This window comes from Chitinophaga ginsengisoli (genome assembly GCF_003014595.1).
Taxonomy (GTDB): Bacteria; Bacteroidota; Bacteroidia; order Chitinophagales; family Chitinophagaceae; genus Chitinophaga; species Chitinophaga ginsengisoli.
In genome coordinates this window covers 406,932-432,493 of record NZ_PYGK01000005.1, presented here as the reverse complement: position 1 = coordinate 432,493, position 25,562 = coordinate 406,932, and the positions used below count along the sequence as shown (strand labels likewise).

Sequence of the window (25,562 nt, the reverse complement as noted above, 5' to 3'; positions counted from 1 at the left end):
AATGATTAGTCACCTGCGTACAATGTGGTTGGTCTTCCGGCATCTCTTCCAGAAAAAGGTCACAGTACAATATCCGGAAGAGAAAGTGCCTTTATATCCACGATGGAGAGGACGTATCGTGCTCACAAAAGATCCTGATGGCGGTGAACGCTGTGTAGGTTGTTATCTGTGTGCTGCCGCATGTCCGGTGGATTGTATCGCACTGCAGGCTACAGAAAATGAAGAAGGCCGCAGATACCCGGAATTCTTCCGTATTAATTTTTCCCGTTGCATCTTCTGCGGATACTGTGAAGAAGCTTGTCCGACATATGCCATCCAGCTAATCCCTGATTTTGAAATGGCGGAATACAAACGCCAGGACCTGGTATATGAAAAGGAAGACCTGCTGATAAACAGTGAAGGAAAATACCCCGGTTATAACTTCTATAACGTGGCGGGGCTCGATGCAGGTGTGAAAGAAAAAGGTAAGGGGAAAGATGAAGAAACCCCTGTAGATATCAAAAGCTTATTACCCTGAAAATATAAAGGATATGTCACTGATCTTCTATATATCGTCATTCATTGCGATCCTGTCTACTATTATGGTGATCACACGTTATCAGCCTATCCACGCGCTGTTGTACCTGGTAGTGTCTTTCCTGGCGCTTTCAGTTACGTTCCTTTCGCTGGGTGCACCCTTCGCAGCAGCGTTGCAGATAATTGTTTACGCAGGCGCCATTGTCGTGCTTTTCATCTTTGTGGTGATGATGCTTAACCTGGGTAAACAGACTGCCCAACAGGAGAAAGAATGGCTGCAACTACGCGCATGGCTTGGCCCATCTATCCTCTCGCTGGTGTTACTTGCAGAGATGGCTGTATTGCTGTTACAGGATAATCCTACCGGTATGCCTGCTGCAGTGGTTACGCCGAAACAGGTATCCTTATCGCTCTACGGGGAATATGTTATTGCCGTGGAGCTGGTAGGATTCCTGCTGATGACGGGCATCGTAGGAGCAGCACATATCGGTAAACACAAGAAAAAGAACCTGCACAGGTTCCTTCAAACATATCCAAACCTGAACTGATGTCAACGTTACATGCACATACGGTTTTAATAGTCGCCGCTATCCTGTTTGTATTGGGCCTGGCAGGCGTGCTCACAAGGAAGAATATCATCTTCATGCTGCTCTCTATCGAGATCATGCTTAATGCCGCAGGATTGGCCTTTGTAGCCGCCGGTTCCAGATGGCAGCAGCCGGACGGGCAGGTGATGTACCTGTTTATACTGGCGATGGCAGCAGCAGAAGTGTCTGTTGCACTGGCGTTGGTATTACAGATCCAGCATCAGCATAAGACATTGGATGTTGAAGAACTCAGAGAACTAAAAGATTAAGTTTTTATGCAACAGTACCTGTATCTGATACCTGCCCTGCCCCTATTGGGTTTCCTGGTGTTGTCAATGGCGGGGAAACACCTGTCCCGCAACCTCATTGCAGGTGTCGGGGCCGGCAGTATTTGTGCTTCTGCACTTATTGCGCTTCTTATCAGTGCCGGTTTCCTGCAATCGCCACCTGAAACAGGTGCATATACCCAGGTGTTATGGCATTGGTTTGCCACTAGTAATTTATCTGCAAACATCAGCCTCCGTATGGATGCGCTGTCGCTTGTCTTCATCTGCATTATTACATTCATAGGAGCCCTGATCCATATTTACTCCGTTGCCTTCATGCGTGAGGACAGAGACTACGCCCGCTTCTTCGCCAGCATGAACCTCTTTGTTTGCGCGATGCTGACATTGGTGATGGCAGACAACCTGGTATTGATGTACCTGGGATGGGAGGGTGTCGGACTGTGTAGTTACCTGCTCATCGGCTTCTGGTATGAAACACCCAACAACTACCGGGCGGCGAATAAAGCATTTGTGATCACCCGTATCGGCGATACCGCTATGATCATTGGCCTCTTTCTGCTTTTCAAAGAACTGGGTACGTTATACATCCCTGATATACTGGCAAAAGCCTCTCAGCAATTCGGCAGCGGTTCCGACACCATTACACTGATCGCGTTATTGCTGCTTTCAGGCGGGATCGGTAAATCTGCACAGCTCCCACTTCAGACATGGTTGCCCGATGCAATGGCAGGTCCTTCGCCCGTGAGTGCATTGATCCATGCAGCCACCATGGTAACAGCGGGCGTTTACCTTATAGCAAGAATGCATACACTGTTTGAACTCTCCCCCATTGCGATGCAGGTCACTGCCATCATAGGAGCGGCAACACTGTTTATTGCAGGCTGCAGTGCAATGGTGCAAACGGATATCAAGAGAATACTCGCCTACTCCACCATCAGCCAGATCGGGTATATGTTCCTTGCACTGGGAGTTGGAGCCTGGAGTGCTGCGATCTTTCACTTTTTCACACATGCCTTCTTCAAAGCCCTGTTATTCCTTGCTGCAGGTGCGGTGATTGAAACATTGCACCATGAACACGACATTTTTAAAATGGGCGGACTTAGAAAGAAAATGCCTGTCATCTTTTATACGTTCACGATAGGTGCAGCAGCATTGGCCGCCTTGCCACTGGTTACTGCAGGGTTCTTTAGTAAAGATCAGATCCTCTGGTATGCATGGAGCGCCAATGGCGGTCATCCAGTGCTCTGGACCCTCGCATTGATGGGCGCTTTCATCACCGCATTTTATTCCACCAGGCTGATATTGGTAGTTTTCTGGGGAGAGATGAAAACAACGCCGGGCCATCTTCCGGGCAAGGCAATGACCATTCCACTGGTCATCCTGGCATTCTTCTCAGTAGCTGTCGGATGGATAGAATGGCCGCACAATATCCTGCACGTTTCCCTTTTCTCAGAACTGGTACAACAGGCTTTACCCGCTACAACACTGAAGAGTGGCCTGCCACCTGAAATCGTGTTCCAGTTCATCGCTGTAGTGGTATCCCTGCTCGGCATTTATACAGGTTATGTGTTGTACTACGGACAAAGCGAATTGCTCATGCGTTGGAAGCAATCTGAAGGTCTGATGAACGTGCGGCATTTCCTGTACAAAGGATGGAAATTTGACCAGCTCTATGATATGTTGCTGGTAAGGCCCTTCCTGTTCATTACCGGCATTAATAAATCTGATGTATCTGATAAACTATATACTGCCATCGCTAATGCCAACCTTTATCTCAACAGGATCTTCTCCGTCTCCCAGAATGGCTCTCTGCGATGGTATGTAACTGGTGTGCTGATAGGTATCCTGTTTATCATCACCTTACAATTACTGTTATGATACTGATATGGATGATATGCATACTACTGGCAGGAGGCATACTAAGCTGGATAGCGGCGCGAAGATCGCCCCTGCTGGCAAAATGGATTGCCCTGCTTACTGTCACTGCTGATCTGCTGATCACCTGTTGGCTCTTCAGCTTCTACCAGGCTTTCCCTGACAAGACCTCCTGGTATATCAATCACCAGGCAAACTGGATACCAGCATTAGGCATCAGCTTCCATGTAGCCATGGATGGATTCAGCCATGTATTACTGCTCCTTACTTTTTTTCTGGGCATCCTTGCAGTGCTCTGTTCATGGAAAGAGATCAAGGAAAAAACAGGCTTTTACTTCTTTAACCTGTTATGGACATTGGCAGGTATCAGTGGTGTGTTTATTGCTATGGACATGATACTGTTTTACTTCTGCTGGGAGATTATGCTGATACCGATGTATTTTCTCATCATCTTGTGGGGGGATGCCCGTCGCCGGTATGCAGGTTACAAATTCTTCATCTTTACACAGGTAGGTAGCCTGCTGATGCTCTTGTCTATACTGGCTTTATATTTCGTTCACGGCGACCAGACAGGCAAGTATACTTTCGATTATTTTAGTCTGCTGCATACCGCCATGGATGCAACCGTAGCGAAATGGATCATGCTGGGGTTTCTCATTGCATTTGCCATTAAACTACCGGTAGTGCCTTTCCATAACTGGCTGCCGGATGCACATGGAGAAGCGCCTACAGCAGGTAGTCTTGTGCTGGCAGGTTTATTATTGAAAACAGGCGCTTATGGTATCATTCGTTTCGTACTACCACTCTTCCCGGAAAGTGCTGTCGCCATTGCACCCGTGATGATCCTGTTCGGTGTAGCAGGTATTATCTACGGCGCCCTGCTGGCCTTTTCACAAACCGATCTGAAACGCCTGATCGCATATACCTCTGTGAGCCATATGGGTTTTGTGCTGGTGGGCATCTTCTCTTTCAATAACATCGCCATGCAGGGGGTAGTGATGCAGATCCTGACACATGGTCTCAGTACAGGCGCGCTCTTCGTAATGGCAGGCATGCTGAAAGAAAGACTGCATACAAGAGATATCGACCGTATGGGAGGCATGTGGACTTCCATGCCCGCCATGGGAGGTATCGCGATACTGTTTACCATGGCATCTGCCGGTCTGCCGGTGCTAGGCAATTTTATAGCTGAATTCTTTGTGCTGCTGGGAGCATTTGCCAATTATCCAACATTCAGCATCATCGCCACACTTGGATTGATCCTCTCAGCGATATATTCGCTGCGCATGCTACAGAAAGTATTTATGGGCCAACAACACTTTACAGAACCTGTAAAAGACATCAGTGCCCGGGAACTGGTTATTATGGCCGCGCTGAGCATCAGCATAGTGATACTGGGATTATTCCCGCAACCTGTTATAGATACCGTGCAACATTTATCTACTATTCATCCGTTACTCCATGAATGAGCTACAATTATCAGCCCTGCTTCCTTTTATGGTGCTGGCAATGGCATCTGTCGTTGTAATTTTGCTGATTGCTTTCCGCTTAAGCCATACTGTTATCCAGGTGGTAGGCTTTCTGATGATGTGCCTCGTTGTTTTCGCTACCTGGTATGTCAGGGGTGCATTGCCACAGGAAATACCACCACTTTTTATTGTAGATGGACAGGCCGCTGTATTTACGGGCCTGATCATTTTCTCGGTACTGGTAATAGGACTGTTCTCATATATCTATTTTGAAGAACGGGAAGAGAACCCCAAAGAATATTACATACTGCTCTTCCTTGCCACGCTGGGTGCGGCCATACTGACTATCAGCCAGCATTTCATCTCGCTGTTCATCGGACTGGAATTGCTGAGCGTAAGCCTGTATGCATTGATCGCCTACCTGCGCAACAGGAACAATGCCGTGGAAGCCGGTATGAAATACCTTGTGCTGGCAGCGATGTCTTCTGCCTTCCTGCTGTTTGGCATGGCGCTCATTTACATGGAAACAGGTAGTATGAAGTTTTCCGGTATTGCAGAACAATTGGCAAAGGTAGGATCAACGCCTTTATTCCTGATGGGGTTGGGCACTATTATTGTCGCTATAGGCTTTAAACTGGCCCTGGTGCCCTTCCATCTCTGGGCGGCAGATGTCTACCAGGGATCCCCCTCTCCTGTCACCGCATTCATTGCCACCATTTCCAAGATAGGTACATTTGCGATGTTGCTCCGCTTTGCCCAGAGCATCCATCTGCAACAATATCCGTTAGCTGTCACTATCTTTTCTGTTATTGCCATTGCCTCTATGATAACAGGCAATATACTGGCGCTGCAGCAGCGTAACCTGAAACGCCTGCTTGCCTATTCATCTATTGCACATTTCGGCTATCTGCTGGTCGCATTCCTTCCCGGTAATGATGCCGGCACAGAAGCTGCCATTTTTTATCTGGCTGCTTATTCCGTTACATTATTATCCGCCTTCGGCGTGATCATTTTGATGTCTTCCAGGCAACATGAAGCGGAAGAACTACATACATACGATGGACTAATGTGGAAAAGACCTATTATAGCCACCGTACTGGCTATCTCGCTCCTGTCCCTGGCAGGCATTCCACTGACTGCCGGTTTTCTGGCGAAATTCTTTATACTGTCTGCCGGTGTACACCAGGCCGTCTGGCTGCCATTGATAGTGTTGGTACTAAGTAGCGTGATTGGCCTGTATTATTATCTGCGTGTCATCAATGCCCTGTTCTCCACAACAGTTTCTGCTGAAGCGATTCCCAAACCGGTACATCCGTTCTTCCATATATCTACTTATATCACGTTGGTGATTATGGCAGGACTGATATGCTGGCTAGGCATATTCCCCAGTCTTACACTGGAGGGCATACGCACCTTTCTTTTACTGCATTAAGGTTATTGCTATGTAATTATCTCATCATAGATGTCGTCAAACGCCTTGCCTTTATGTGACTGCCAGATACCAGCAAACTTGGTTTCCACTCCTTTCAGTAACTGAAAACACAGCATTTTATCATCTTCATTCAGATCATGGAACATAAGCGCTGCCAGTTGGCTCATCCTCTTTCGGCAGGTTATTAACACTTTTTCACCCTTCGGCGTAACCTTCAGCCGTTTGGATCTTTTATCCTCTTTATCAGCATACTCAGTCAGGTAACCCAATTTCTGCAACCTGGCCAGCATGTCCGTGCCGGTAGATAGCTCCTGCAGTGATGCATAGATCGCCTCTGTCTTTCTTGGCTCATCCAGTTGTTGTACAGTATTGAGCAGGGAATATTCATCTACTGTGTTGATACCAGTCCCCTCCATAGCAGCAGTTGTATAGATAGCATGCAGTTTAAAGATCCTTCCAATCAGACGCATTAGTATTCCATCCGTGCTGACAGGCAGGAATTTACCCTTGGGTAAGGGCTTCCTGTCGTCTTTCTCTTTTTGACTGGCAAGGTAATACCGGCAAAATTCCTCAATACTACCGTCCGGATATTGGGTATCAAAAGCCCCCCATTCATTAATGAGTTTCACTGCTTTATTCATTCAATTACTATGTTTTCGAAGCAAACATAAAATAAATACTCCGTAATTGGTATATTTACTACGAAAACGATATATATTTGTACAACAAACAACGAAATCGAAACATATTATATCAGTTAAATCACTATCCAATGATCTTTCAAAGCTTTCTGTTACTTCACCTGGTAGGGCTGGTACTGTTTGCAGGGACTACCACCGCCGACTTTGTCTCCTTCCGCCAATTCTGGAAACAATACGCACTGGATGCTATTACGGCAAAACCCATGTTACAGACCATGATAAAATTCCCTTTGCTGATGGGGCTGGGAATGGCCGCTATCATCCTCAGTGGTGTAGGTATGATGGCCATGACCCATGGTGTATTTGGTGAGCAATTATGGTTCAGGATAAAATTCGCTATCGTGCTACTCATTATTCTGAATAACATCATCATTGGCCGACGCCTGGTAGTCAGCCTGAAGAAAAAAATAGCGGACAACGCCAATGACGCCGGAGAAATATCACGGATAAAGAATAATCTCCGCCTGTTCCATTACGCGCAGCTGGTGATGTTCTTTGCCATCATTCTGCTGAGTGTTTTCAAGTTCAATTAACTTATTAAAAACAAAGACGATGAAGAAAGATAAAATCATTTACTGGATAGCGACAGGCATTATAGTCGCTGTCATGTTATGGAGCGCTATCAATTTTTCCTTTAATGAAGAAATGAAAGGAGCTTTTGCTCATCTGGGATTGCCAGGCTGGTTCAGGATAGAACTGACAGTGGCGAAGTTCCTGGGGGTATTGGCGCTGGTAATCCCAATGATACCACATAGAATTAAGGAGTTCGCCTATTTCGGCTTTGCTATCACGCTTATCTCAGCTACCATCGCTCACTTGTCCAGCGGAGACAGTGTCCTGCTTGAAATAGGACATACCTTTTTCTTTGTCAGCCTGGTCATCTCCTATCTTTATTATTATAAAATAAATGGCCTGGGGCTATCAAAGCCCTCCAGTTAATAACTGGTTTTCAAAACATTTCAGCACAGATTCTTTAGATAGATATATATTTTATATTTTTATCCATCTAAAGATCCCTTCCTATGAAAAATGATTTCACAAAAGAAGAGTGGGATACGTGTATCAAGGTATTGCAGGTGCTATCCCGGGATCCTGATAAATCACTGGACACCCTTAGCCTGAAAGGGCTGGTCACTAAACTTTATAAGCGGGCCAAGAAAGATAATAAGCAGCAGGCTGCTGAAGCACTACTTAACAAGCCTGTCGTATCAACACATCTCCTGTCTATAAACAAGGTACAGAAGTTGTCCCGGCGGCAAAGCTTACTGAAACAATACGATAAAAAGGTAGTGCTCGCACAGACTGCGATGCATCGCAAATACGAACTACCTGATACGGAAGAAGTATTGGCCACAAAGGAACCACTGGAACTGGCCAGATATCAAAGATGCTATAGCTGCAAAACATCCTACAAGCAGGTACATTTCTTCTATCATATGCTCTGCCCTTCCTGTGCTGACATCAATTATACCCGCAGGCATCAGCAGGCCAACCTGGAAGGAAGGATAGCGCTGATCACAGGAGGAAGGATAAAAATAGGCTATCTCACCGCCCTGCGTATGTTACGCGATGGCGCCAAAGTATGGGTCACTACCCGCTTTGCGAAAGATTGTGCCATGCGCTTCAGCCAGGAAGCAGATTTTTCTGTATGGAGTGACCGGTTGAAGATAGTAACACTCGATCTACGCAACCTGACACAGGTAAACAGCTTTATACAATACCTGCAAACGCAGGAAACACACCTGGACATCCTCATTAATAACGCTGCTCAAACCATCAAACGACCGGTAGCCTTTTACCGGCACCTGTTTGAATTTGAAGAGAGTGGTCCCGATAAGCTGCCGGAAGCAGTGAGGCAATGTCTTGCTTCCTCTACACCCTTCCAGTTCCTTGCCGGTAACCATGAACAACAGCTGCTGCCATATGAAACAGCTACTGCTTTTCCGGAAAACCGCTATGATAAAGACCGACAGCAGGTAGACCTGAGAACAAGCAATAGCTGGACCATGCGACTCGAAGACGTACCTCCGGGGGAAATGCTGGAAACACAGCTGGTAAATGTAACGGCACCTTTCATGCTGAATAGCCAGCTGAAAGAGATGATGAAACGATCTCCTTTTGAGAGAAGATTTATCGTCAATGTTTCCGCTATGGAAGGACAATTCAATCGTACCTCCAAAACGCCATTCCACCCTCATACTAACATGGCCAAAGCGGCCCTGAATATGATGACCAGAACATCCGCACAGGAATATGCACAGGAACAGATATTCATGAACAGTGTGGATACCGGCTGGATCACCCAGGAGAATCCTTATCCTAAAAAAGAACGCCTGTATGAGGAAGAAGGTTTCGTACCTCCGCTGGATGAAACAGACGGTATGGCAAGGATCTACGATCCCATAGCGAGAGGCATCTCTTTACCGGAACTGCCATTGTTCGGTCATTTCCTCAAAGATTATCTGCCACACGCGTGGTAAGCAACATTAATAAGTATCGTATAAAAACAATAAACCCATTTCAGATGCAAACAGCACAGGTAATTTGTCCGGTTGATAACGTAGTTACTAGCTTTCCCTTTTCAAAACAGGAGCTCCAACCGGTTATTGACTTTCTGTTAAGCAATGAGCCCCTGCCAGCCGTAGATAAAGCGTTCCCTGTTGGCACCGTGACAGCAGATGGACGCCTGGATATGTGTAAACAGAAACTGGGAGTAGCAGGCATTGAACTGGTAGCAGCTGCATTAAAGCACAATACAGTTATAAAACATATCCTGTTAGGGACTAATGCCTTCGGCAATCCCGGCGCCATGGCGGTAGCCGATCTCCTGAAGACAAACAACACTATTCAAACCGTTTACCTGGGTTGCAATTATATTGAACATACAGGCTGCAAAGCCATCTGCGAAGCATTGGAAGAAAACCAAAGTGTAAAAAGCATCTGGTTCAAAAGAAACCCGATCGGCGCAGAAAGTGTAGCATCACTCATAAAGCTGCTGTCAAAGAATAAACATATCCGCACACTCGATCTTGTCAATACCTGTGTAGGTGAGGAATTACATACACTGTTACAATATCTCGCAGAGAATAAGACCATAGAACGGTTTTATCTCAGCGGGAACTATCTGACTGCCGATACCATGCAGCACATAAATGACATGCTGCTCCGCAATAGTCATATGAAGTCCTTATTCCTAAGTGTGAATAACATTGGCGATGAAGGAGTAGCTGCACTGGCGCCGGCATTAAGCACCAACACCACACTACAGGACCTGAGTCTGGCCAGCTGTGGCATAGCAGATAAAGGCATGCAGCTGCTGTTTACCGCACTGAAAACAAATAAAAGTGTCAGGAGCCTCGATCTCGGCTACGCGGCTTCTACACGGGTATTAGGGGCTAAAGCCAATCTACTGTCTCCTGCATCCGCACAGCTGCTGACGGAATACTTTATGGAACAGGCGCAGATAGAAAACATCAATCTTACCAGAACTAATCTTCCGGAAGAAAATAAAGTGATACTGAAGAAAGAAATGGAAAAAAGGGGGGTAAATACGATCACGATGGATGGCTTCCCTGAAAAGCCTGCTTATCACATCCATCCTGACAGTAAAGCTATAAAAAGCGTTTACAGATAAGTTGAGGAGGAGCGGGACTCGAACCGACGACATTTTCAGATTTGCAATCTGATATTTTTCCAGTTAAATTATCCTCCATGAAGTGTAAAGGCGACGATAAGACTCGAACTTATATCTCCTACCTGATGGGCAGGCATTCTTCCAATTAAACTACCCCGCCATTGCGGGGGCAAATATATAATAATTTAACTATTTAAATTATTTCTTACTGCGCGTTAAAATATTCAATCGCACCGTGATTGTTAGTTACCAGGTGCTCAAAGCTTCGCTGACAGATCCGATCGCATTCTCTTCCATTTTATATCTTCATTATGGAACTACGATTCCAATTATCATAAAATTGTCAAATAACGCCCTTTCCCCCTTATTCTGGAATCTGTATTCCAAAAACTATCTAATTTTGGAACCATAATTCCATAATGCTTTATAACACTAAATGATAAAAAATGAAAAAGAAGATCCGTGTAGGTATCATAGGCGTGAATGTTGGTAGTTGGGCAACAATAGCACATATCCCCGCTTTAAAGGCACTTCCTGATTACGAAATAACAGCCATCAGCAACAGGAATCATGACAAGGCTGTTAATGTGAGCAAGCTATATGATATACCTTTTATCTATGCGAGTAACCATGACCTGATCAACAGTCCGGAGGTGGATGTTGTGGTCATCGCCGTAAAAGTGGCTGAGCACCGTGCCCTGGTAACAGATGCGATTAACGCGGGAAAGATCGTTTTCAGTGAGTGGCCGTTGGGCTTAAACCTGGAAGAAACAAAGGAGCTGGCTGAACTGGCAAAGAACAAAGGTATACGCACGGCCATCGGATTGCAATCACGGGCCATTCCGGCAGTGCAGTACGTGAAAGACCTGATAAAAGAAGGATATGTAGGCGAAGTATTGTCCACTACGCTGGTCGGATCAGGGCTTATTTATACCGACCAGATGGAACAGAAGTTTGCGTATACAGTAGATCGCAAAAGCGGCGCAGGTATGATCCATAGTTCATTCAGCCATGCTATGGACTTCATTCTTGATACATTGGGAGAGTTTTCTGAACTGAATGCAGTAACTGCCAACAGACGTAAAACAACAACCATCATCGAGACAGGAGAGGTACTTCCTATGACTGCGTTCGACCAGATAGCAGTAGCGGGCACCTTGAAATCTGGTGCTGTAATGTCTGCACACTACAGGGCAGGTATGCTGAAAGGAACGAACTTTAAGTGGGAGATCACTGGTACCGCCGGTGAATTACTGATCACTGCCCCAGGAGGTCATCCGTCTGTGTTCCCTTTAACAGTGCATGGAAGCCATGGAGATGATGATATGATGAAGGCATTGGAGGTACCACAGAAATATTATGCCCTGCCACAAGGTGACCTGAGCACAGTTGCCTTTAACCAGGCGCAATATTATGCATGGCTGGCAAAAGACATTAATGAGGGCACCAGACTGGCTTCCACATTTGAAGATGCCGTGATTCGTTATGAGATGGTGAACGCGATTGAAGTAGCCGGAGAAACGGGCGTGAGGCAGCATTATTAAGAAGACTTTTATTCTAAAAAGCCTATAAAAAGAGAAGGTGCCTCAAGTACTTATGGGACACCTCCTTTCTCTTTACCCTCTCCATAATAATTGCGCATTCAGTACAACTTCTTGCTGATAACTGCTGATAAAGATTATTTAACACTATGAAATACCCATCGCAGTTATTATATTTAATACCTGTGAACCCGCTCTGTAGCTCGCAATAGCTGAAAACTATCCGAACCCTCCACTTACATACAATTCCATTTCACGTACAAGTACTCATGTAACCAAACCCAAATCAATTCCATCATGAAAAAGAGAATCCTTTACACACTTCTTGCTGTATGGATGCCCATACTGTTTACCCAGGCGCAGACACCCGTTCCAAGGGTGTCGGGAAGCCCGTTTCCGCTTTCTGCCGTACCCGACACCTTGTTCCTTACCTCTGAGAATTATGCCGCTTCCGAAAAGATTGCCCTGCAAACCCTGATGGGAGTGCTGGCACAAACGAAACCCGCTATCCTCAGAGACATTTCCGGTCATCGTACATTGGTAGAAAACGCCGGCGTAAAGATCAATGACACGTACTACACTAATTTCTCCGGACTGCTCAACCGCTTTGCCAACAGGTTGTCAGGTTACATCCTGTGCAACCAGAAAGACAAATCCACCAATGTAGCCATCTCACTGGCAGGTGTGATGAATGCCGTAGCTATTCCTGCCGATATCGAACAGACTGCCATCAATGCAGGCCTGACGCTACTGCTCGATGTACGCGCCAGGGATGAAGCCTGGGCTTTGGCCAACTACGGTAACCTTTTCAGTCAGAAGATCGCCTCTTATCAACAGAGCTCCGACGACCGCGTATTCTCCCTGGGAGACTACAGCACTTACACAAAGGCATTTCAGTTCTGGGATAGTTCTCCCTCCGGCACACTGGCTACCAGTGTATATAACCGCATGAACAAAGGCGCCACTTTCTTCGGCTGGGGACCAGCAGAATATGAAACAGTAGAACAGCTCTCACTGAGATCCATGAGCATCCTCCCGTCTGACTGGGCGCCCAATATGTCTGCACTGAGCAACATTCCTGCAAAGTCGAAGACCTTCAGACAGAAAGATCCTATCAAACCTTTTGAAGTAAAGACCGGTGTACACACTGTCTGTTTTGTGATTACTGACGGAGATAATGTGCAATGGCTCTTAGGCTCTCATGACAATATTAACAACTGGAATAACCCCACCCGCGCACATGTCAATCTGGGCTGGACCATCTCTCCTTCCCTTTCTGAACTGGCGCCGGTGGTATATGAAAAATATGTTGAGAACTGCCTGACCACACCTGACGGCAGGAACGTATTGATAGCCGGGCCTTCGGGAAGAAGCTACTACTTTCCAGGACGTTATCCCAATGCTGATCTGGAAACCGAAACTACCCTGCTGAATAAGTATATGAAGCAGGCCGACCTGCGTATTGTGAACATCATTGATGCCGACGACAGCGATAACGATCCCAGTGCTTACCTGAAACAGGATAACATTGACGCCCTGTTTTATTACAGCTATGGCGCTAACTATACCGGTCGTCATGGACAGATTGACTGGTACAAAGACAAGCCATCTATCGGTGGCAGATATACATTATGGGGAACGCTTTCTTCGCCCGAATCTCTCGCCAATCAATTAAACCAGGCATCTACCAATATCAATTCAGCAGATGGTTACAGCCTCGTTTCCGTACACATCTGGTCAAGGGATGTAGATGATGTACAGGATTGTATCAACCGTCTCGGACCCAATGTACGTGTAGTCGCACCCGATGAATTTGTATGGCTGATCCGTAAGAACTTAAAAGGCTTACCTGTTGGCACCGGTAATGGTCTGAAAGGGGAATACTACAGTGGCTATCATCTCGACAACTTAAAATATCAGCAAACGGATGGTACCATTGACTTTGACTGGGGCACAGGTTCTCCGGATCAGACCCAGCTAGGCAATAATCAGTACTCGGTAAAATGGTCCGGTCAGGTGCAACCCTTATATTCCGAACAATATACTTTCTACGTATACTCCGATGATGGTGTAAAGCTCACAGTTAATGGCCAGCCTATCATCAACGACTTTGAAACACAAGGTGCTTACACCCGCAGCGGCACTATTACATTAACAGCCGGTCAGAAATATGATATCGAGCTGCGCTATGCTGAAGGTAACGGTGATGCGTTCTGTCATCTTCAATGGGAAAGCGCTTCCCAGTCGCGGCAGATCATTCCAAGGGCACAGCTCTACAGCAGACCTGATACAAGTAGCGGCCCTGTGACCGTTTATGAGCACGCACAATATGGCGGCTTCCATGCCGGCCTTCCTATCGGCGCTTATAAGCTGGCAGGACTTGAACTGAAGGGGGTGAAGAATGACGAGGTCTCTTCTCTGAAGGTGGCGGAAGGTTATAAAGTGATCCTGTTTGAGCATGAGAACTTCGCCGGTGACTCTATTATACTGACATCCTCCAGCGCCAATTTGGGAAGCGCTTGGAATGATAAAGCCAGCTCTATTAAAGTACTGGCTAACGGCAATCCTGGCCTGGCAGGTTCTTACACTATTAAGAACGTAAATAGTGGTCTGTTTCTCGATGTACGCGGTGGCCTGGGTGGTACAGGCGATGGCACGCCCATACAGCTATGGCATGGTACAGGTGCAGCCAACCAGACTTTCACGCTCAAACATCTCGGAGATGGCCGTTATACCATTACGGCTTACCACAGCGCCAAATGCCTGGATATTCCACAATCCAGCCTGAATGAAGATGTGAATCTCTGGCAATGGACCAACCAGGAAGCTGCCAATCAGCAGTTCATTGCTGTACAGGCAGATAGCGGTTATTACAGATTCATTTCCGTACTCAGTGGGAAAGTGCTCTCTACCCTGAATGAAAGTACAACACCAGAAGCAAAGGTAGTACAACATACCGGCACCGGTCAGCTCTCCGCCAGATGGCAACTGCTCTCTGTTCCTCCTGTGGGTAATGGTAATGGTCTTACAGGGAACTACTACAATGGTATGAACTTCGAGACCTTCGTTTTTTCCCGTCTTGATCCAACCATCAACTTTGACTGGGGCGAAGGTGCCCCGGGCACAGGCGTTAACACAAACGGGTATACGGTACGCTGGACAGGAAAAGTAGAACCAAGATATGCTGGTCAGTACACCTTCTATATCACCAGCGATAATGGCAGACGCTTATGGGTCAACAATCAGCTGATCATTGACAAATGGCTGGATGACTGGGATATTGAATACTCCGGTACCATTACATTAACAGCAGGTCAGCAGTATGATATCAAACTGGAATACTTTGAAAACAACGGCGGAGCCAACTGTAAACTATCCTGGTCAAGTGCTTCACAGGGGAAGGAGATCATCCCAAAGAACCAGCTATACGCAACACCATTATCCCTTGCCAACAGCACTGTAGCCACTGCGTATGAGAAAACAGCAACTGGCAAAGACATTGTGCTTTATCCTAATCCTGCGGCCACTCATGTTAAGTTGAAGTTTAGTGCCCCAAAAGCCAGAATGATCATTTATGACGCATTGGGCAGACAGGTCACACCATCCAGGATCATTTATTCCGGACAGGAAATCAATACTGCTAACCTGCGACCAGGTATGTATCTTATTCAGCTCGACATAAACGGTGTGAAGACAACCAAACACCTCGTGAAGAGCGCAGAGTAAGACACTATCTTAAACCGATCTACCTGCAACACATGGGAGATGATGTGGTATGGATGAAATACAAAATCCTCAAATAAGCACAACTATAAAAGAAAAGAAGCCGCCTCAGATCTGGGGCGGCTTTGTACTATCCGGTGAATATTTAGTTTATGCTGGTATCGGAGATTTCTGCGGTTGCAGGATAGCCAGGGAGTTCTTAACGATTGCCTCACAGGCATTTTTGTCTGCACCCGCTTTGGATGATACGCTGATGCCCGACAGGCAATTCACCAGGTAGTCGGCCAAAGCAGCCGGTTTGGCTATATTGGAGATCGATCCTTCTTTCTGTCCTTTTTTAACGAGACGTAACAGCGTGTTCCTGTTCGTTTCCATACTTTCTTTTACAACTGCTACTGTTTCAGTGTCTTCCGACCCGAATTCAACGATTGAATTCACCAGGAAACATCCTTTGGGCATATCATCCTGCAGACAGTTATCCACGGTAAATTCGAATATGTTACGGATAGCAGTCATGGCATCTGTACCACTGTCTGCCAGATCATTCAGCGCTTTGGATGTCTGCTCCTGGTAGCGTTGCAGGGACCTTATAAACAGAGAACGTTTGTCCCCATAGGTATTATATAAACTAGACCTGCTGAGGCCAAGATGTGTTACCAGCTCTTCCGGTGTAGTAGTCTTAAATCCCTGCCGGCGGAAAATGTCAATCGCTTTATCCAGCACCTCATCCTCATCAAAATTTCTTGCTCTGGCCATGTTACCTGAAAGTTTATCTACAAATATACACATTATGGAATTACAATTCCAATTATCACGGAAATGTCAAATCAATTAAATATGGACACTAAATCAATCGCTGTACTGGCAGACATAGAAGCCAATCAAAAGCATGAAAGGCAGATACTGTCGGGGGACTGGAAGATCAAAAGCATCCGCCTGGAAAGGATCCTCATAAACATTGATAATTTTCAATAAATATTTCCCTTGCTGCGGCGCAAAATATTTATTTTTACGCCACAAATGAAGCAACCAGAACTATCCCGGCGCATTAGCCTGTTACAGGCTACTGCTATTAATATGACAGATATGGTGGGCATAGGCCCATTTATAGTATTGAGCGTAGTGGCTGAAACCATGCACGGTCCGGGCTTCCTCTATGCCTGGATTGCAGGGGCCGTGCTGTCGTTCATTGATGCTATGGTATGGAGTGAGCTGGGGGCTACCTTTCCAAAAGCAGGCGGCAGTTATAACTTCCTGAAAGAAGGCTTCGGCCCAAAAACGGGAAAACTGATGAGTTTTCTCTTTGTATGGCAGACCATGATCCAGGCGCCGCTTGTCATCGCTTCGGCAGCTATTGGTTTTGCACAATATGCCGGTTATATCTTTCCTTTAGGTTTCTGGGGTACAAAGGCAGTCAGTGGCGGTATGGTGCTGTTAATCGTTTTCCTGCTGTATCGCAATATCGAGACCATTGGCAGGATCAGTGTACTGCTGTGGATGGGCGTACTCGTTACCATGGTCTGGATCATCAGCGGAGGTATAACACATGGCCACTTCCTGGAACCTATTAAACATATCAATGACGGCCTGGAACTCAACTCCGCGTTTGCAGCAGCGCTGGGCTTTGCCAGCGTTAAAACCATCTACAGTTATCTTGGCTATTATAATGTTTGTCACCTGGGTGGAGAGATCAAACGGCCGGAAATAAATATCCCCCGCAGTATGCTCATCTCTATTGCTGGTATAACCGTGTTATACCTCTGCATGAATATCAGTGTGGCCTCCGTATTACCGTTTGACAGAGTAGCACACAGTCCCTTTGTAGTAAGTGAGTTCATCGAAGTACTGGGAGGAGCCATGGCAGCCAAAGTGGCCACTATCCTGATCCTCTGGGTGGCCTTCGCCTCTGTATTTTCGGCAACGCTGGGGTATAGCCGTATTCCTTATGCTGCTGCACAGGATGGCGCTTTCTTTAAAGTATTTGCACGCCTTCACCCTACCAAGAACTTCCCCTATATATCACTGCTTTTCTTAGGAGCTGTGGCCTTTATATTCAGCCTCCTATTCAAAATCAAAGAGGTGATCAGCGCTATCCTTGCCATGCGTATCATGATCCAGTTCATTGCCCAGGCAGTGGGTTTGATATTACTCAGCAGAAGACAGGGAAGGAATTTCTTCAAATGGCATATGCCTTTATATCCCCTGCCCGTGATCCTCGCTATCATTATCTGGATTGGCATTTTCATTTCTACCGGCCTGCATATGATGCTGGCTGGGGCTACTGTGACAATGGCAGGCATCGTTGTCTATATCATTAAATCAAGGCTTGAGAAAAAGATGTTGTAACTATTATACACCCGGTCGACCAGTCAGGTTACTTTCACAGGAAAGCAGGCTGTAAATCTTCTAAAATGATTACTTTTATCAGACTAGAGGATTACGTCAACCAAAAAGACCAGCATGAAAGCAGTACAAACAGCCATCACTGCTTCCCATACAGTATCTCCCCAGGAAGAACTTTGGAATAGCTTCCGGCAAGGTAGCCGGGATGCCTTTGCCCGGATCTACCAGGAGCAGGTGGATAATCTCTACCATTATGGCGTTCACCTGTGCGGTGACGGAGAACTGGTCCGGGATTGCCTCCAGGAACTTTTTCATGACCTCTGGCAAAGCAGGGAGCATCTGGCCGCCCAGCTACTCAATATCCGTTATTACCTCCTCAGCAGCCTGCGCCGCCGCCTTTTACGTACCCTGGAAAGGGACCGCCGTTTCAGGGCAGAAACAACAGAGATTCCCTTCGACTTTGAGCTGATTCCCAGCCGGGAACACGCCATCATACAGGATGAAAAAGTACAGGAACAGGTAAAACAATTGCATGCTGCCCTCAATGCCCTGCCCCGCCGACAGCGGGAAGCCATTTACCTCCGTTTTTTTCATGAGCTCTCCTACCAGGAAGTAGCAGATATGATGTCTATGAAGGTCGACTCCGTCTACAACATCATTTCTAAAGCCATTAGCGTGCTCAAAAAGACGCTGCCGCCTGCTGTCTTACTTCTTTTACTGCAACCAGGAAAATAAGCCCTTCTACCCCTCTGAAAATAATTTTAAAAAAGTTCCAAAAAAGTGATGAGATTCCTCTCATCCCGGTCTCTCTATTTAAAAGCGATCATTTGCAGCAGTATCATTTATATACCGCCCGTGACTTTGCCCTGGATGAATATTTCCAGGAGTGGGTGTTGCGGCCGGATGTAAAGAATACCTACTACTGGGATACCTGGCTGAAACTGCATCCCGAAAAAAAGAACGCCGTGGATACTGCTATTCAGCTGGTAAGGTCCATTCATTTCCGCGACTACCAGATGACTGCTGCACAGAAAGAACAGCTATGGGACAATATATGGGAAAATATTGCTGCGGATGATATGACGGGCTTATCCCCCGCTCCTGCTCCTGTTGCCAGCCGCCTGCGGATCTTTACCTGGAAATATGCTGCTGCTGTTTTACTGTTCGTCTTCCTGGGCACACTCTGGCTGTTCATGAGAACACAGCCGTTCCGCACTGTTACCGCCAGCGTAGCCACACAACCCGGACAAACCAAAAGACTGTTATTACCAGATAGCTCCGAAGTATTACTCAATGCCGGTTCGCGCCTGCTCTACACCCAAAAGGAGCCGCTTGTCAGGGAAGTATGGCTGGATGGTGAAGCCTGGTTTCACGTAAAGCATACAAAAGACAACAGGAGTTTTATAGTACATACTTATGATCATCTATCGGTAGAAGTACTGGGCACGCGATTCAACGTAAATAACTTTGGGAATAAGATAGCAGTCGTATTACAGGAAGGAAGTATTAAACTAAATATTACGGAGCAACAGGACCAACATGTTACACAACTATACCTCAGACCGGGAGAAATGCTCCGTTACGACAAAACAGATGGCGAATATTCCAAAAGCAGAACTGATGCTGAAAAAGTAACTGCCTGGACACATGGACAATTAGTAATGGATGAATATACTGTTGCTGACGCTATACAATTTATGCAGCAGGTATTTGACAGGCATGTTACCGTAAAAGATCCCAGGGTGCTGCGGTACAGTGTTTCCGGCTCTATGCCGATCATTTACAATGCAGATACCATGTTAATGCAGTTTGAAAAGGCTTTTAATGTACGCTTTAACAAACGCGATGAAACAAACCACGTAGGGGAAAACTGATACCCTGATTTTTATTAACCAAAATTAAATCGCACATGAAAAAACATTTACGTGTGCTGCTGATGCATGTCTTTGTGTCAGGCGCCCTATGCTCACCTGCGCTGGCTCACAGCCCAGACGCTACGTCCGCCACACATTTGCTGGAACAGCAGGATAATGTATCCATCAGGCAGTTATTCCGGCAAACGGAAATAAAATTCGGTGTTTCCATTGCTTATAAAAGTGAACTGGTCACAGATCAGAAAAACAGCGTGGATATTGCTGCCTGCAAATCGCCTGAAGAGGCGCTCGAAAAAACACTGGCCCCTTTCAATCTCTCTTTTGAAAAAGTACGCGACAAGTTCTATCTCATAAAAACAAAGGAGACAGCGCCGGTCACCAACACCGTGACCGCCCAACGCCCGGTACGCGGAAAGGTCACTGATGCAAAAGGCGCAGCATTGCCCGGCGTGACCATTCGTGTAAAAGGAGCAAACACCGGTGCTGTAACAGCAGCTGATGGTACGTATACAGTCAACGTTCCCGGTACCGCTAGTGATATACTCGAAGTAACCTTTGTTGGCTATCAGTCGCAGGAAATCCCTGTCGGCACACAATCCGAGATCAATATCACCCTGACTGAAAATACCAGTACCCTCAACGAGGTGATCGTAACCGGTTATACGGCTCAACGTAAAAAAGATCTCACCGGCGCTGTTGCTGTAATTGATATCGGTGAAATGGTGAAACAGCCTTCCGGCCAGGTGACCAGTCAACTGCAGGGACAGGCTTCCGGTGTGACCGTCATCGGCTCCGGACAACCAGGTCAGGAGCCTGTTGTACGCATCCGTGGTGTGAACACATTCGATAACAACACGCCATTGTATGTAGTAGATGGTGTGCCTACACAAAGTATCAATGACCTCAACCCAAATGATGTAGGATCCATGCAGGTACTGAAAGATGCAGGTGCTGCCTCTATTTATGGTTCACGTGCTTCCAATGGTGTTATCATTATCACCACTAAAAAAGGCAGTGGCAAGGTGAAGATCAAATACGACGCCTACTACGGTCGTCAGTATCCTAAAGGAGGAAATGTATGGCATACGCTCAACTCACAGGAAATGGCCGACCTGCGCTGGCTGCGCTATAAGAACACCGGTATACCACTGAGCGATACATTGTATGGCAACGGTGCGAGTCCGGTATTACCGGATTATATCCAGCCTGTAGGATTAAAGGAAGGCGATCCACGTGTGAATCCCGACCTCTATTATGTCAATCCCAATTACACAGACCAGGACGATTATAATAGTTTCTATTATATCACAAAGGCGAATAAAGCAGGTACTGACTGGTTCCATGAGGTATTCAACCCTGCTTCCATGACCAGTCATAACCTGTCAGTGAGTGGTGGTACAGACAAAGGCAGTTACCTGTTCTCGCTGAACTATTTCAATCAGCAGGGTACACTGATGAACACTTATCTGAAAAGATATATCATCCGTTCCAACAGCCAGTTCAGCATCAGTAAGAATATCCGTGTAGGAGAAAACCTCTCCTTCTCCATTACTGACAATCCGACTGTAGACCTGCTCACTGCCAGCAGTGCTGTGGGCATGGCTTTGCGCGAGCAGCCCATTATTCCCGTATATGATATCAAAGGAAATTTCGGCGGCTCCAACGGATTGGGACTGGGAGATGCCATGAACCCTGTAGCCATGCAATACCGCACCAGGAATGACCGGGGACAGGTGAACAGGGTATTCGGAAATATCTATGCTGATATCGACTTCCTGCATCATTTCACCTTCCACACCAGCTTCGGTGGCGAAGTGAATTCCGGATGGCGGCATAACTTTACATATCCGCAATATGAGAATAAAGAGAACGCAGGTGTGAACGCCTATACAGAGTCCAGCAATTTCGACCATAACTGGACATGGACCAACACACTGAACTATCACAACACATTTAACACGGTACATACCCTGAATGTACTGGTAGGCGCGGAAGCATATGACGAGCGTTCCCGTCAGCAGGTAGGAACTACACAGGACTTCTTCATCTTTGACCCTGACTATGTAGATAATGGTACGGGCGCCGGCGGACAGGTTATCACAGCCAGTCGTTATTCCGCAGGCCTGTTATCACTAATCGGCAGAATAGATTATAGCTTCAGGGACAAATATTTATTGAGCGGTACCTTACGTCGCGATGGTTCTTCCAAATTCGGCGTTAACAACCGTTATGGTCTGTTTCCCGCTGCCAGTGCAGGATGGCGTATTTCGCAGGAGCCTTTTATGAAAGACATTCACTGGCTCACAGACCTGAAGATCCGCGGAGGATGGGGTATCATGGGTAATCAGCTAAGTCTTACGCCTGGTAATGCTTTTACACTGTACGGGGGTAACAAGAATACCTCCTACTATGATCTCTTAGGAACAAATAACAGCATTGTACTGGGCTTCCAGCATGTACAGATCGGCAATCCGGATGCAAAGTGGGAAAGTGATATCAACACCAATATTGGTTTTGACGCTACGCTCTTTGGCGGCAAACTGGAGGTCTCTGCAGATTATTACCAGAAAAACATCAAGGACCTGCTCTATAATACTGAGCTACCAGGTACTTATGGTACTGCTCCTTCTCCCTATTCCAATGTGGCTAACATGAAGAACAAAGGGGTGGACCTCACCATTGCCAGTCATACGGATATTACCAAAGACCTGAAGTTTGACGCTACTGTCACCTTTACCACCTTTACAAACAGGATCGTGAAAATAGCGCAGGGCGTCAATTACTTCGACAGGGATCCCCGCAACTTCTCAGAGGGCATTATCCGTAATGCAGTGGGACAGCCTATTTCCAGCTTCTATGGTTATAAGATCAATGGCTTCTGGAATAGTCAGAGCGATATTGATAAAGCCGATCAATCCGCACAAACTGCTACAGGAGATCCTTCCGCAAGCTTCCAGGAAGCTGCTGCTCCCGGCCGTTTCAGATACGCTGATCTCAATCATGATGGCGTGATCAATGCGGATGACCGCACCTTCCTCGGCAATCCCAATCCCAAAGTATCGTATGGTATCAACCTGGGATTGACCTACAAACAATTTGACTTCAGTGTATTCCTGTTTGGCGTACAGGGCAACAAGATCTGGAACCAGGTGAGATGGTGGACAGATTTCTCTTCCTCCTTTGATGGCGCCAAGAGCAAAACTGCTTTATATGATTCCTGGCTGCCCGACCGTATGAACGCCAAAGCGCCTATCCAGGAAGGCGAAGGTTCTTTCAGTACCAATGCTGTTCCCAACTCTTATTATGTGGAAAATGGCGCCTACCTGCGCTGTAAGAACATGCAGCTGGGATATACCTTCCCGCAGCAGCTGGGTGGCAGACTGCACATAGACAGACTGCGTATCTATATTCAGGCGGCTAACCTGTTCACCATTACAAAGTACACAGGTATTGATCCGGAAATAGGTGGTAGCGATGTAAGGAACTTCGGTATAGATGAAGGCACTTATCCAAGTCAGCGGCAATTCCTGGCAGGTCTCAATCTTACATTCTGATGTTAAACTTGAAAACCATGAAACTGAATAAACATATAGCGATACTCTTCATAACAGGCATAGGCATATGTACGCCTTCCTGTAACAAATTCCTGGACAGGGTACCACCTTCCTCTTTAAAGGAAGAGCTGATAGCCAATAAAAAAGGCGTCAATGCTTTATTGGTAGGTGCTTATGGCGCCTTGGACGGACAGGACTTCACCGATGGTGATATGACCAACCTCTCCGGCGGCGCGGGTTATGCAGTATCTCCTGATAACTGGATCTATGGCAGTGTATGTGGTGGTGATGCCCACAAAGGCAGCGACCATTTTGATTCCCCTCCTACCCTCGACCTTGCCCGTTTCAGCGCCGGTGCCACCAACAGCTTCCTGAATGACAAGTGGCGGGTGGACTATGAAGGTGTGACCCGTTGTAACTCTGTGCTGAGACTCTTACCGAAAGTCACAGACATGACAGAAGATGAAAAGAAAGAAGTAGCGGCGGAAGCACATTTCCTACGGGGCCATTACTACTCCGATCTGAAAAAAATGTTCAACATGGTGCCCTGGATAGATGAAACCACTACTGATATGAAGTCGCCCAACGACAAGGACATCTGGCCCCAGATAGAAGCCGATTTCAAATTTGCGATGGACAACCTGGCCCTTACGCAGAACGAAGTGGGAAGGCCGAATAAATGGGCTGCCGCGGCTTATCTCGCCAAGACATATATGTTCGAGCATAAGTATACAGATGCCAAACCACTATTTGACCAGATCACCACAGAGGGGATTACTTCCAAAGGCGATCGTTATGCATTAAGAGACCGTTTTGAAGACAACTTCGATGCTGCTACAGAAAACACATCTGAGTCTGTTTTTGCCATACAATATGACGCTAACGACAACTCAGGCACTTCTGCCAATGCGAACCAGGGCGAGATGCTGAACTATCCGTATAACGGTCCTTTCAGCTGCTGCGGATTCTTCCAGCCTACACAAGACCTGGTGAACTCTTATATCACCGATCCCCAGGGACTGCCCTTCCTCGACAACTACAATACCCACAATGTAAATACTGAAACAGTAGATCCCCGCCTGGACTGGACAGTCGGTCGTCAGGGTATTCCCTATCTCGACTGGGGTGTACATCCCGGCGATACCTGGATCAGGGAAGCGTCTACCGCAGGCCATTACTCTCCTAAAAAGAACGTCTACTGGCAGGCTACACAGGATAAATATTACGATCCCCGCGGATGGGCGCCCGGCAATGCCATCAACTATAACCTGATCCGTTATGCTGATGTATTACTCCTCGCAGCCGAGTGTGAAGCGCAACTGCAAAACTTCGATGCAGCAGAAGCCTATGTGAACATTGTGCGGGAACGGGCTGCTAAGCCGGCAAGCGCTGTTTACAAGTACAAGAGCAACAGCGCCCCTATGGATGGCTTTTCTAACGTGCCTGCGGCCAATTATAAAGTCGCTCTCTACCCGACAGGCTCCTTTGCTTCGAAAGGTCAGCAATACGCCTTAAAAGCCATCTATTTTGAACGCAAACTGGAACTGGCCATGGAAGGTCACCGCTTCTTCGACCTCGTACGCTGGGGAATAGCTGACCAGGCACTGAATGCATTCTTCGCCTTTGAAGGTGCGCGGACATTGGATGTACAGGGGGCCGATTTTGTGAAAGGAACGAATGAATATTTTGCAATTCCTCAGCGGCAGATAGATCTTTCTACCAATGGAAGTACGCCTACGCTGAAACAAAATAACGGATACCATTGATAGGATATGGCTGGTAAGTACTCTCTCTTTACAATTTGAGAAAGGCTTTCAGGCGAGTGCCTGGAAGCCTTTTAGTTTTAGGATATTTAACAAAAATCTATCTAACTGCCACAAAAAAATTAATCAATTAATAACTAATACATTATTCATCTTTTAAAAAATTTCATCCTTGTAATTCGAGCGCTGAGCACTCGAATTACAAGGATGAAAGAATACAAAGCAGGTCATCTGATTGCTATTCCCCTCGTTAAAAATTGCCG

The 25,562-nt window shown here is 46.6% G+C and carries 20 protein-coding genes and 2 tRNA genes; 18 read left to right on the top strand and 4 right to left on the bottom strand.

Features of this window, described 5'->3' with window-relative positions; genetic code table 11:
- Position 1: 1 nt before the first annotated feature.
- Genes nuoI through CLV42_RS15300 form a run of 6 tightly spaced genes read left to right on the top strand, consistent with a single transcriptional unit; the run spans position 2 to position 6,166 of the window.
- Positions 2–517: an NADH-quinone oxidoreductase subunit NuoI gene (gene nuoI, locus CLV42_RS15325; RefSeq protein ID WP_106602794.1), complete on the top strand. Its 516-nt coding sequence runs from the start codon at positions 2–4 to the stop codon at positions 515–517.
- A 13-nt stretch (positions 518–530) separates the two neighbouring features.
- Positions 531–1,064 (top strand): NADH-quinone oxidoreductase subunit J, encoded by a 534-nt coding sequence (gene nuoJ, locus CLV42_RS15320; protein WP_106602793.1) that lies wholly within the window; start codon positions 531–533, stop codon positions 1,062–1,064.
- Positions 1,064–1,372, top strand: coding sequence for an NADH-quinone oxidoreductase subunit NuoK (gene nuoK / locus CLV42_RS15315; protein WP_106602792.1), 309 nt, complete (start codon positions 1,064–1,066; stop codon positions 1,370–1,372). The genes nuoJ and nuoK overlap by 1 nt, the downstream gene beginning before the upstream one ends.
- A 6-nt stretch (positions 1,373–1,378) precedes the next feature.
- Positions 1,379–3,268 (top strand): NADH-quinone oxidoreductase subunit L, encoded by a 1,890-nt coding sequence (gene nuoL / locus CLV42_RS15310; RefSeq protein WP_106602791.1) that lies wholly within the window; start codon positions 1,379–1,381, stop codon positions 3,266–3,268.
- Positions 3,265–4,734 (top strand): complex I subunit 4 family protein, encoded by a 1,470-nt coding sequence (locus tag CLV42_RS15305; RefSeq protein ID WP_106602790.1) that lies wholly within the window; start codon positions 3,265–3,267, stop codon positions 4,732–4,734. The genes nuoL and CLV42_RS15305 overlap by 4 nt, the downstream gene beginning before the upstream one ends.
- On the top strand, positions 4,727–6,166 hold the full coding sequence (locus CLV42_RS15300; RefSeq protein WP_106602789.1) for an NADH-quinone oxidoreductase subunit N: 1,440 nt from the start codon (positions 4,727–4,729) through the stop codon (positions 6,164–6,166). Before CLV42_RS15305 ends, CLV42_RS15300 begins: the two co-directional genes overlap by 8 nt.
- 8 nt (positions 6,167–6,174) lie before the next feature.
- Here the strand turns inward: CLV42_RS15300 and CLV42_RS15295 are convergent, their stop codons facing one another.
- The gene (locus CLV42_RS15295; protein WP_106602788.1) at positions 6,175–6,807 is read right to left on the bottom strand and encodes a MarR family winged helix-turn-helix transcriptional regulator; all 633 of its coding nucleotides are present in this window, start codon (positions 6,805–6,807) and stop codon (positions 6,175–6,177) included.
- A 131-nt stretch (positions 6,808–6,938) separates the two neighbouring features.
- Here CLV42_RS15295 and CLV42_RS15290 point away from each other — a divergent pair, with 131 nt between their 5' ends.
- The 4 genes from CLV42_RS15290 (at position 6,939) to CLV42_RS15275 (ending at position 10,501) form a co-directional block, all read left to right on the top strand.
- A complete protein-coding gene (locus CLV42_RS15290) occupies positions 6,939–7,400 on the top strand; it encodes a hypothetical protein (RefSeq protein WP_106602787.1) in 462 nt (153 codons plus the stop codon).
- Between the two features lie 19 nt (positions 7,401–7,419).
- A complete protein-coding gene (locus CLV42_RS15285) occupies positions 7,420–7,806 on the top strand; it encodes a DoxX family protein (protein ID WP_106602786.1) in 387 nt (128 codons plus the stop codon).
- Positions 7,807–7,889: 83 nt separating this feature from the next.
- Positions 7,890–9,347 carry an SDR family NAD(P)-dependent oxidoreductase gene (locus tag CLV42_RS15280; protein WP_106602785.1) on the top strand — a complete coding sequence of 486 codons (1,458 nt, stop codon included), beginning with the start codon at positions 7,890–7,892 and terminating at the stop codon, positions 9,345–9,347.
- 44 nt (positions 9,348–9,391) lie between these two features.
- Positions 9,392–10,501, top strand: coding sequence for a leucine-rich repeat domain-containing protein (locus CLV42_RS15275; protein ID WP_106602784.1), 1,110 nt, complete (start codon positions 9,392–9,394; stop codon positions 10,499–10,501).
- A 4-nt stretch (positions 10,502–10,505) separates the two neighbouring features.
- On the opposite strand, the gene CLV42_RS15270 is transcribed toward CLV42_RS15275, so the two are convergent.
- Positions 10,506–10,578: transfer RNA gene (locus tag CLV42_RS15270), tRNA-Cys, on the bottom strand.
- Between the two features lie 11 nt (positions 10,579–10,589).
- Positions 10,590–10,661 (bottom strand) — tRNA-Asp (locus CLV42_RS15265).
- A 286-nt stretch (positions 10,662–10,947) separates the two neighbouring features.
- Between CLV42_RS15265 and CLV42_RS15260 the strand changes: the two genes are divergently transcribed.
- Entirely contained in the window at positions 10,948–12,045 is a 1,098-nt protein-coding gene (locus CLV42_RS15260; RefSeq protein ID WP_106602783.1) for a Gfo/Idh/MocA family protein, read from the top strand.
- A 294-nt stretch (positions 12,046–12,339) separates the two neighbouring features.
- On the top strand, positions 12,340–15,768 hold the full coding sequence (locus tag CLV42_RS15255) for a PA14 domain-containing protein (protein ID WP_106602782.1): 3,429 nt from the start codon (positions 12,340–12,342) through the stop codon (positions 15,766–15,768).
- Between the two features lie 147 nt (positions 15,769–15,915).
- Here CLV42_RS15255 and CLV42_RS15250 read toward each other — a convergent pair whose 3' ends face one another.
- Positions 15,916–16,521: a TetR/AcrR family transcriptional regulator gene (locus CLV42_RS15250; protein ID WP_170117525.1), complete on the bottom strand. Its 606-nt coding sequence runs from the start codon at positions 16,519–16,521 to the stop codon at positions 15,916–15,918.
- A gap of 81 nt (positions 16,522–16,602) precedes the next feature.
- Between CLV42_RS15250 and CLV42_RS33925 the strand changes: the two genes are divergently transcribed.
- From CLV42_RS33925 to CLV42_RS15225, 6 genes are all read left to right on the top strand, one after another.
- Positions 16,603–16,740 (top strand): hypothetical protein, encoded by a 138-nt coding sequence (locus CLV42_RS33925; protein WP_170117524.1) that lies wholly within the window; start codon positions 16,603–16,605, stop codon positions 16,738–16,740.
- A 45-nt stretch (positions 16,741–16,785) separates the two neighbouring features.
- On the top strand, positions 16,786–18,111 hold the full coding sequence (locus tag CLV42_RS15245) for an APC family permease (protein WP_106602780.1): 1,326 nt from the start codon (positions 16,786–16,788) through the stop codon (positions 18,109–18,111).
- 114 nt (positions 18,112–18,225) lie between these two features.
- Positions 18,226–18,843, top strand: coding sequence for an RNA polymerase sigma factor (locus tag CLV42_RS15240; RefSeq protein WP_106602779.1), 618 nt, complete (start codon positions 18,226–18,228; stop codon positions 18,841–18,843).
- A gap of 92 nt (positions 18,844–18,935) precedes the next feature.
- Entirely contained in the window at positions 18,936–19,982 is a 1,047-nt protein-coding gene (locus CLV42_RS15235) for a FecR family protein (protein ID WP_106602778.1), read from the top strand.
- A 35-nt stretch (positions 19,983–20,017) separates the two neighbouring features.
- Positions 20,018–23,536, top strand: a complete 3,519-nt coding sequence (locus CLV42_RS15230) for a SusC/RagA family TonB-linked outer membrane protein (protein WP_106602777.1) — start codon at positions 20,018–20,020, stop codon at positions 23,534–23,536.
- A 17-nt stretch (positions 23,537–23,553) separates the two neighbouring features.
- Positions 23,554–25,302 (top strand): RagB/SusD family nutrient uptake outer membrane protein, encoded by a 1,749-nt coding sequence (locus tag CLV42_RS15225; RefSeq protein WP_245901661.1) that lies wholly within the window; start codon positions 23,554–23,556, stop codon positions 25,300–25,302.
- The last annotated feature ends 260 nt before the right edge of the window (positions 25,303–25,562 follow it).

Bases quoted from the DNA above. Each gene is read 5' to 3' on its own strand.
- CLV42_RS33925 (WP_170117524.1), top strand. From the start codon at position 16,603: ATGGACACTAAATCAATCGCTGTACTGGCAGACATAGAAGCCAATCAA.
- CLV42_RS15260 (WP_106602783.1), top strand. From the start codon at position 10,948: ATGAAAAAGAAGATCCGTGTAGGTATCATAGGCGTGAATGTTGGTAGT.
- CLV42_RS15280 (WP_106602785.1), top strand. From the start codon at position 7,890: ATGAAAAATGATTTCACAAAAGAAGAGTGGGATACGTGTATCAAGGTA.
- nuoK (WP_106602792.1), top strand. From the start codon at position 1,064: ATGTCAACGTTACATGCACATACGGTTTTAATAGTCGCCGCTATCCTG.
- CLV42_RS15255 (WP_106602782.1), top strand. From the start codon at position 12,340: ATGAAAAAGAGAATCCTTTACACACTTCTTGCTGTATGGATGCCCATA.
- CLV42_RS15305 (WP_106602790.1), top strand. From the start codon at position 3,265: ATGATACTGATATGGATGATATGCATACTACTGGCAGGAGGCATACTA.
- CLV42_RS15285 (WP_106602786.1), top strand. From the start codon at position 7,420: ATGAAGAAAGATAAAATCATTTACTGGATAGCGACAGGCATTATAGTC.
- nuoJ (WP_106602793.1), top strand. From the start codon at position 531: ATGTCACTGATCTTCTATATATCGTCATTCATTGCGATCCTGTCTACT.
- CLV42_RS15290 (WP_106602787.1), top strand. From the start codon at position 6,939: ATGATCTTTCAAAGCTTTCTGTTACTTCACCTGGTAGGGCTGGTACTG.
- CLV42_RS15245 (WP_106602780.1), top strand. From the start codon at position 16,786: ATGAAGCAACCAGAACTATCCCGGCGCATTAGCCTGTTACAGGCTACT.
- nuoL (WP_106602791.1), top strand. From the start codon at position 1,379: ATGCAACAGTACCTGTATCTGATACCTGCCCTGCCCCTATTGGGTTTC.
- CLV42_RS15300 (WP_106602789.1), top strand. From the start codon at position 4,727: ATGAATGAGCTACAATTATCAGCCCTGCTTCCTTTTATGGTGCTGGCA.
- CLV42_RS15295 (WP_106602788.1), bottom strand. From the start codon at position 6,807: ATGAATAAAGCAGTGAAACTCATTAATGAATGGGGGGCTTTTGATACC.
- CLV42_RS15240 (WP_106602779.1), top strand. From the start codon at position 18,226: ATGAAAGCAGTACAAACAGCCATCACTGCTTCCCATACAGTATCTCCC.
- CLV42_RS15230 (WP_106602777.1), top strand. From the start codon at position 20,018: ATGAAAAAACATTTACGTGTGCTGCTGATGCATGTCTTTGTGTCAGGC.
- CLV42_RS15250 (WP_170117525.1), bottom strand. From the start codon at position 16,521: ATGGCCAGAGCAAGAAATTTTGATGAGGATGAGGTGCTGGATAAAGCG.
- CLV42_RS15225 (WP_245901661.1), top strand. From the start codon at position 23,554: ATGAAACTGAATAAACATATAGCGATACTCTTCATAACAGGCATAGGC.
- nuoI (WP_106602794.1), top strand. From the start codon at position 2: ATGATTAGTCACCTGCGTACAATGTGGTTGGTCTTCCGGCATCTCTTC.
- CLV42_RS15275 (WP_106602784.1), top strand. From the start codon at position 9,392: ATGCAAACAGCACAGGTAATTTGTCCGGTTGATAACGTAGTTACTAGC.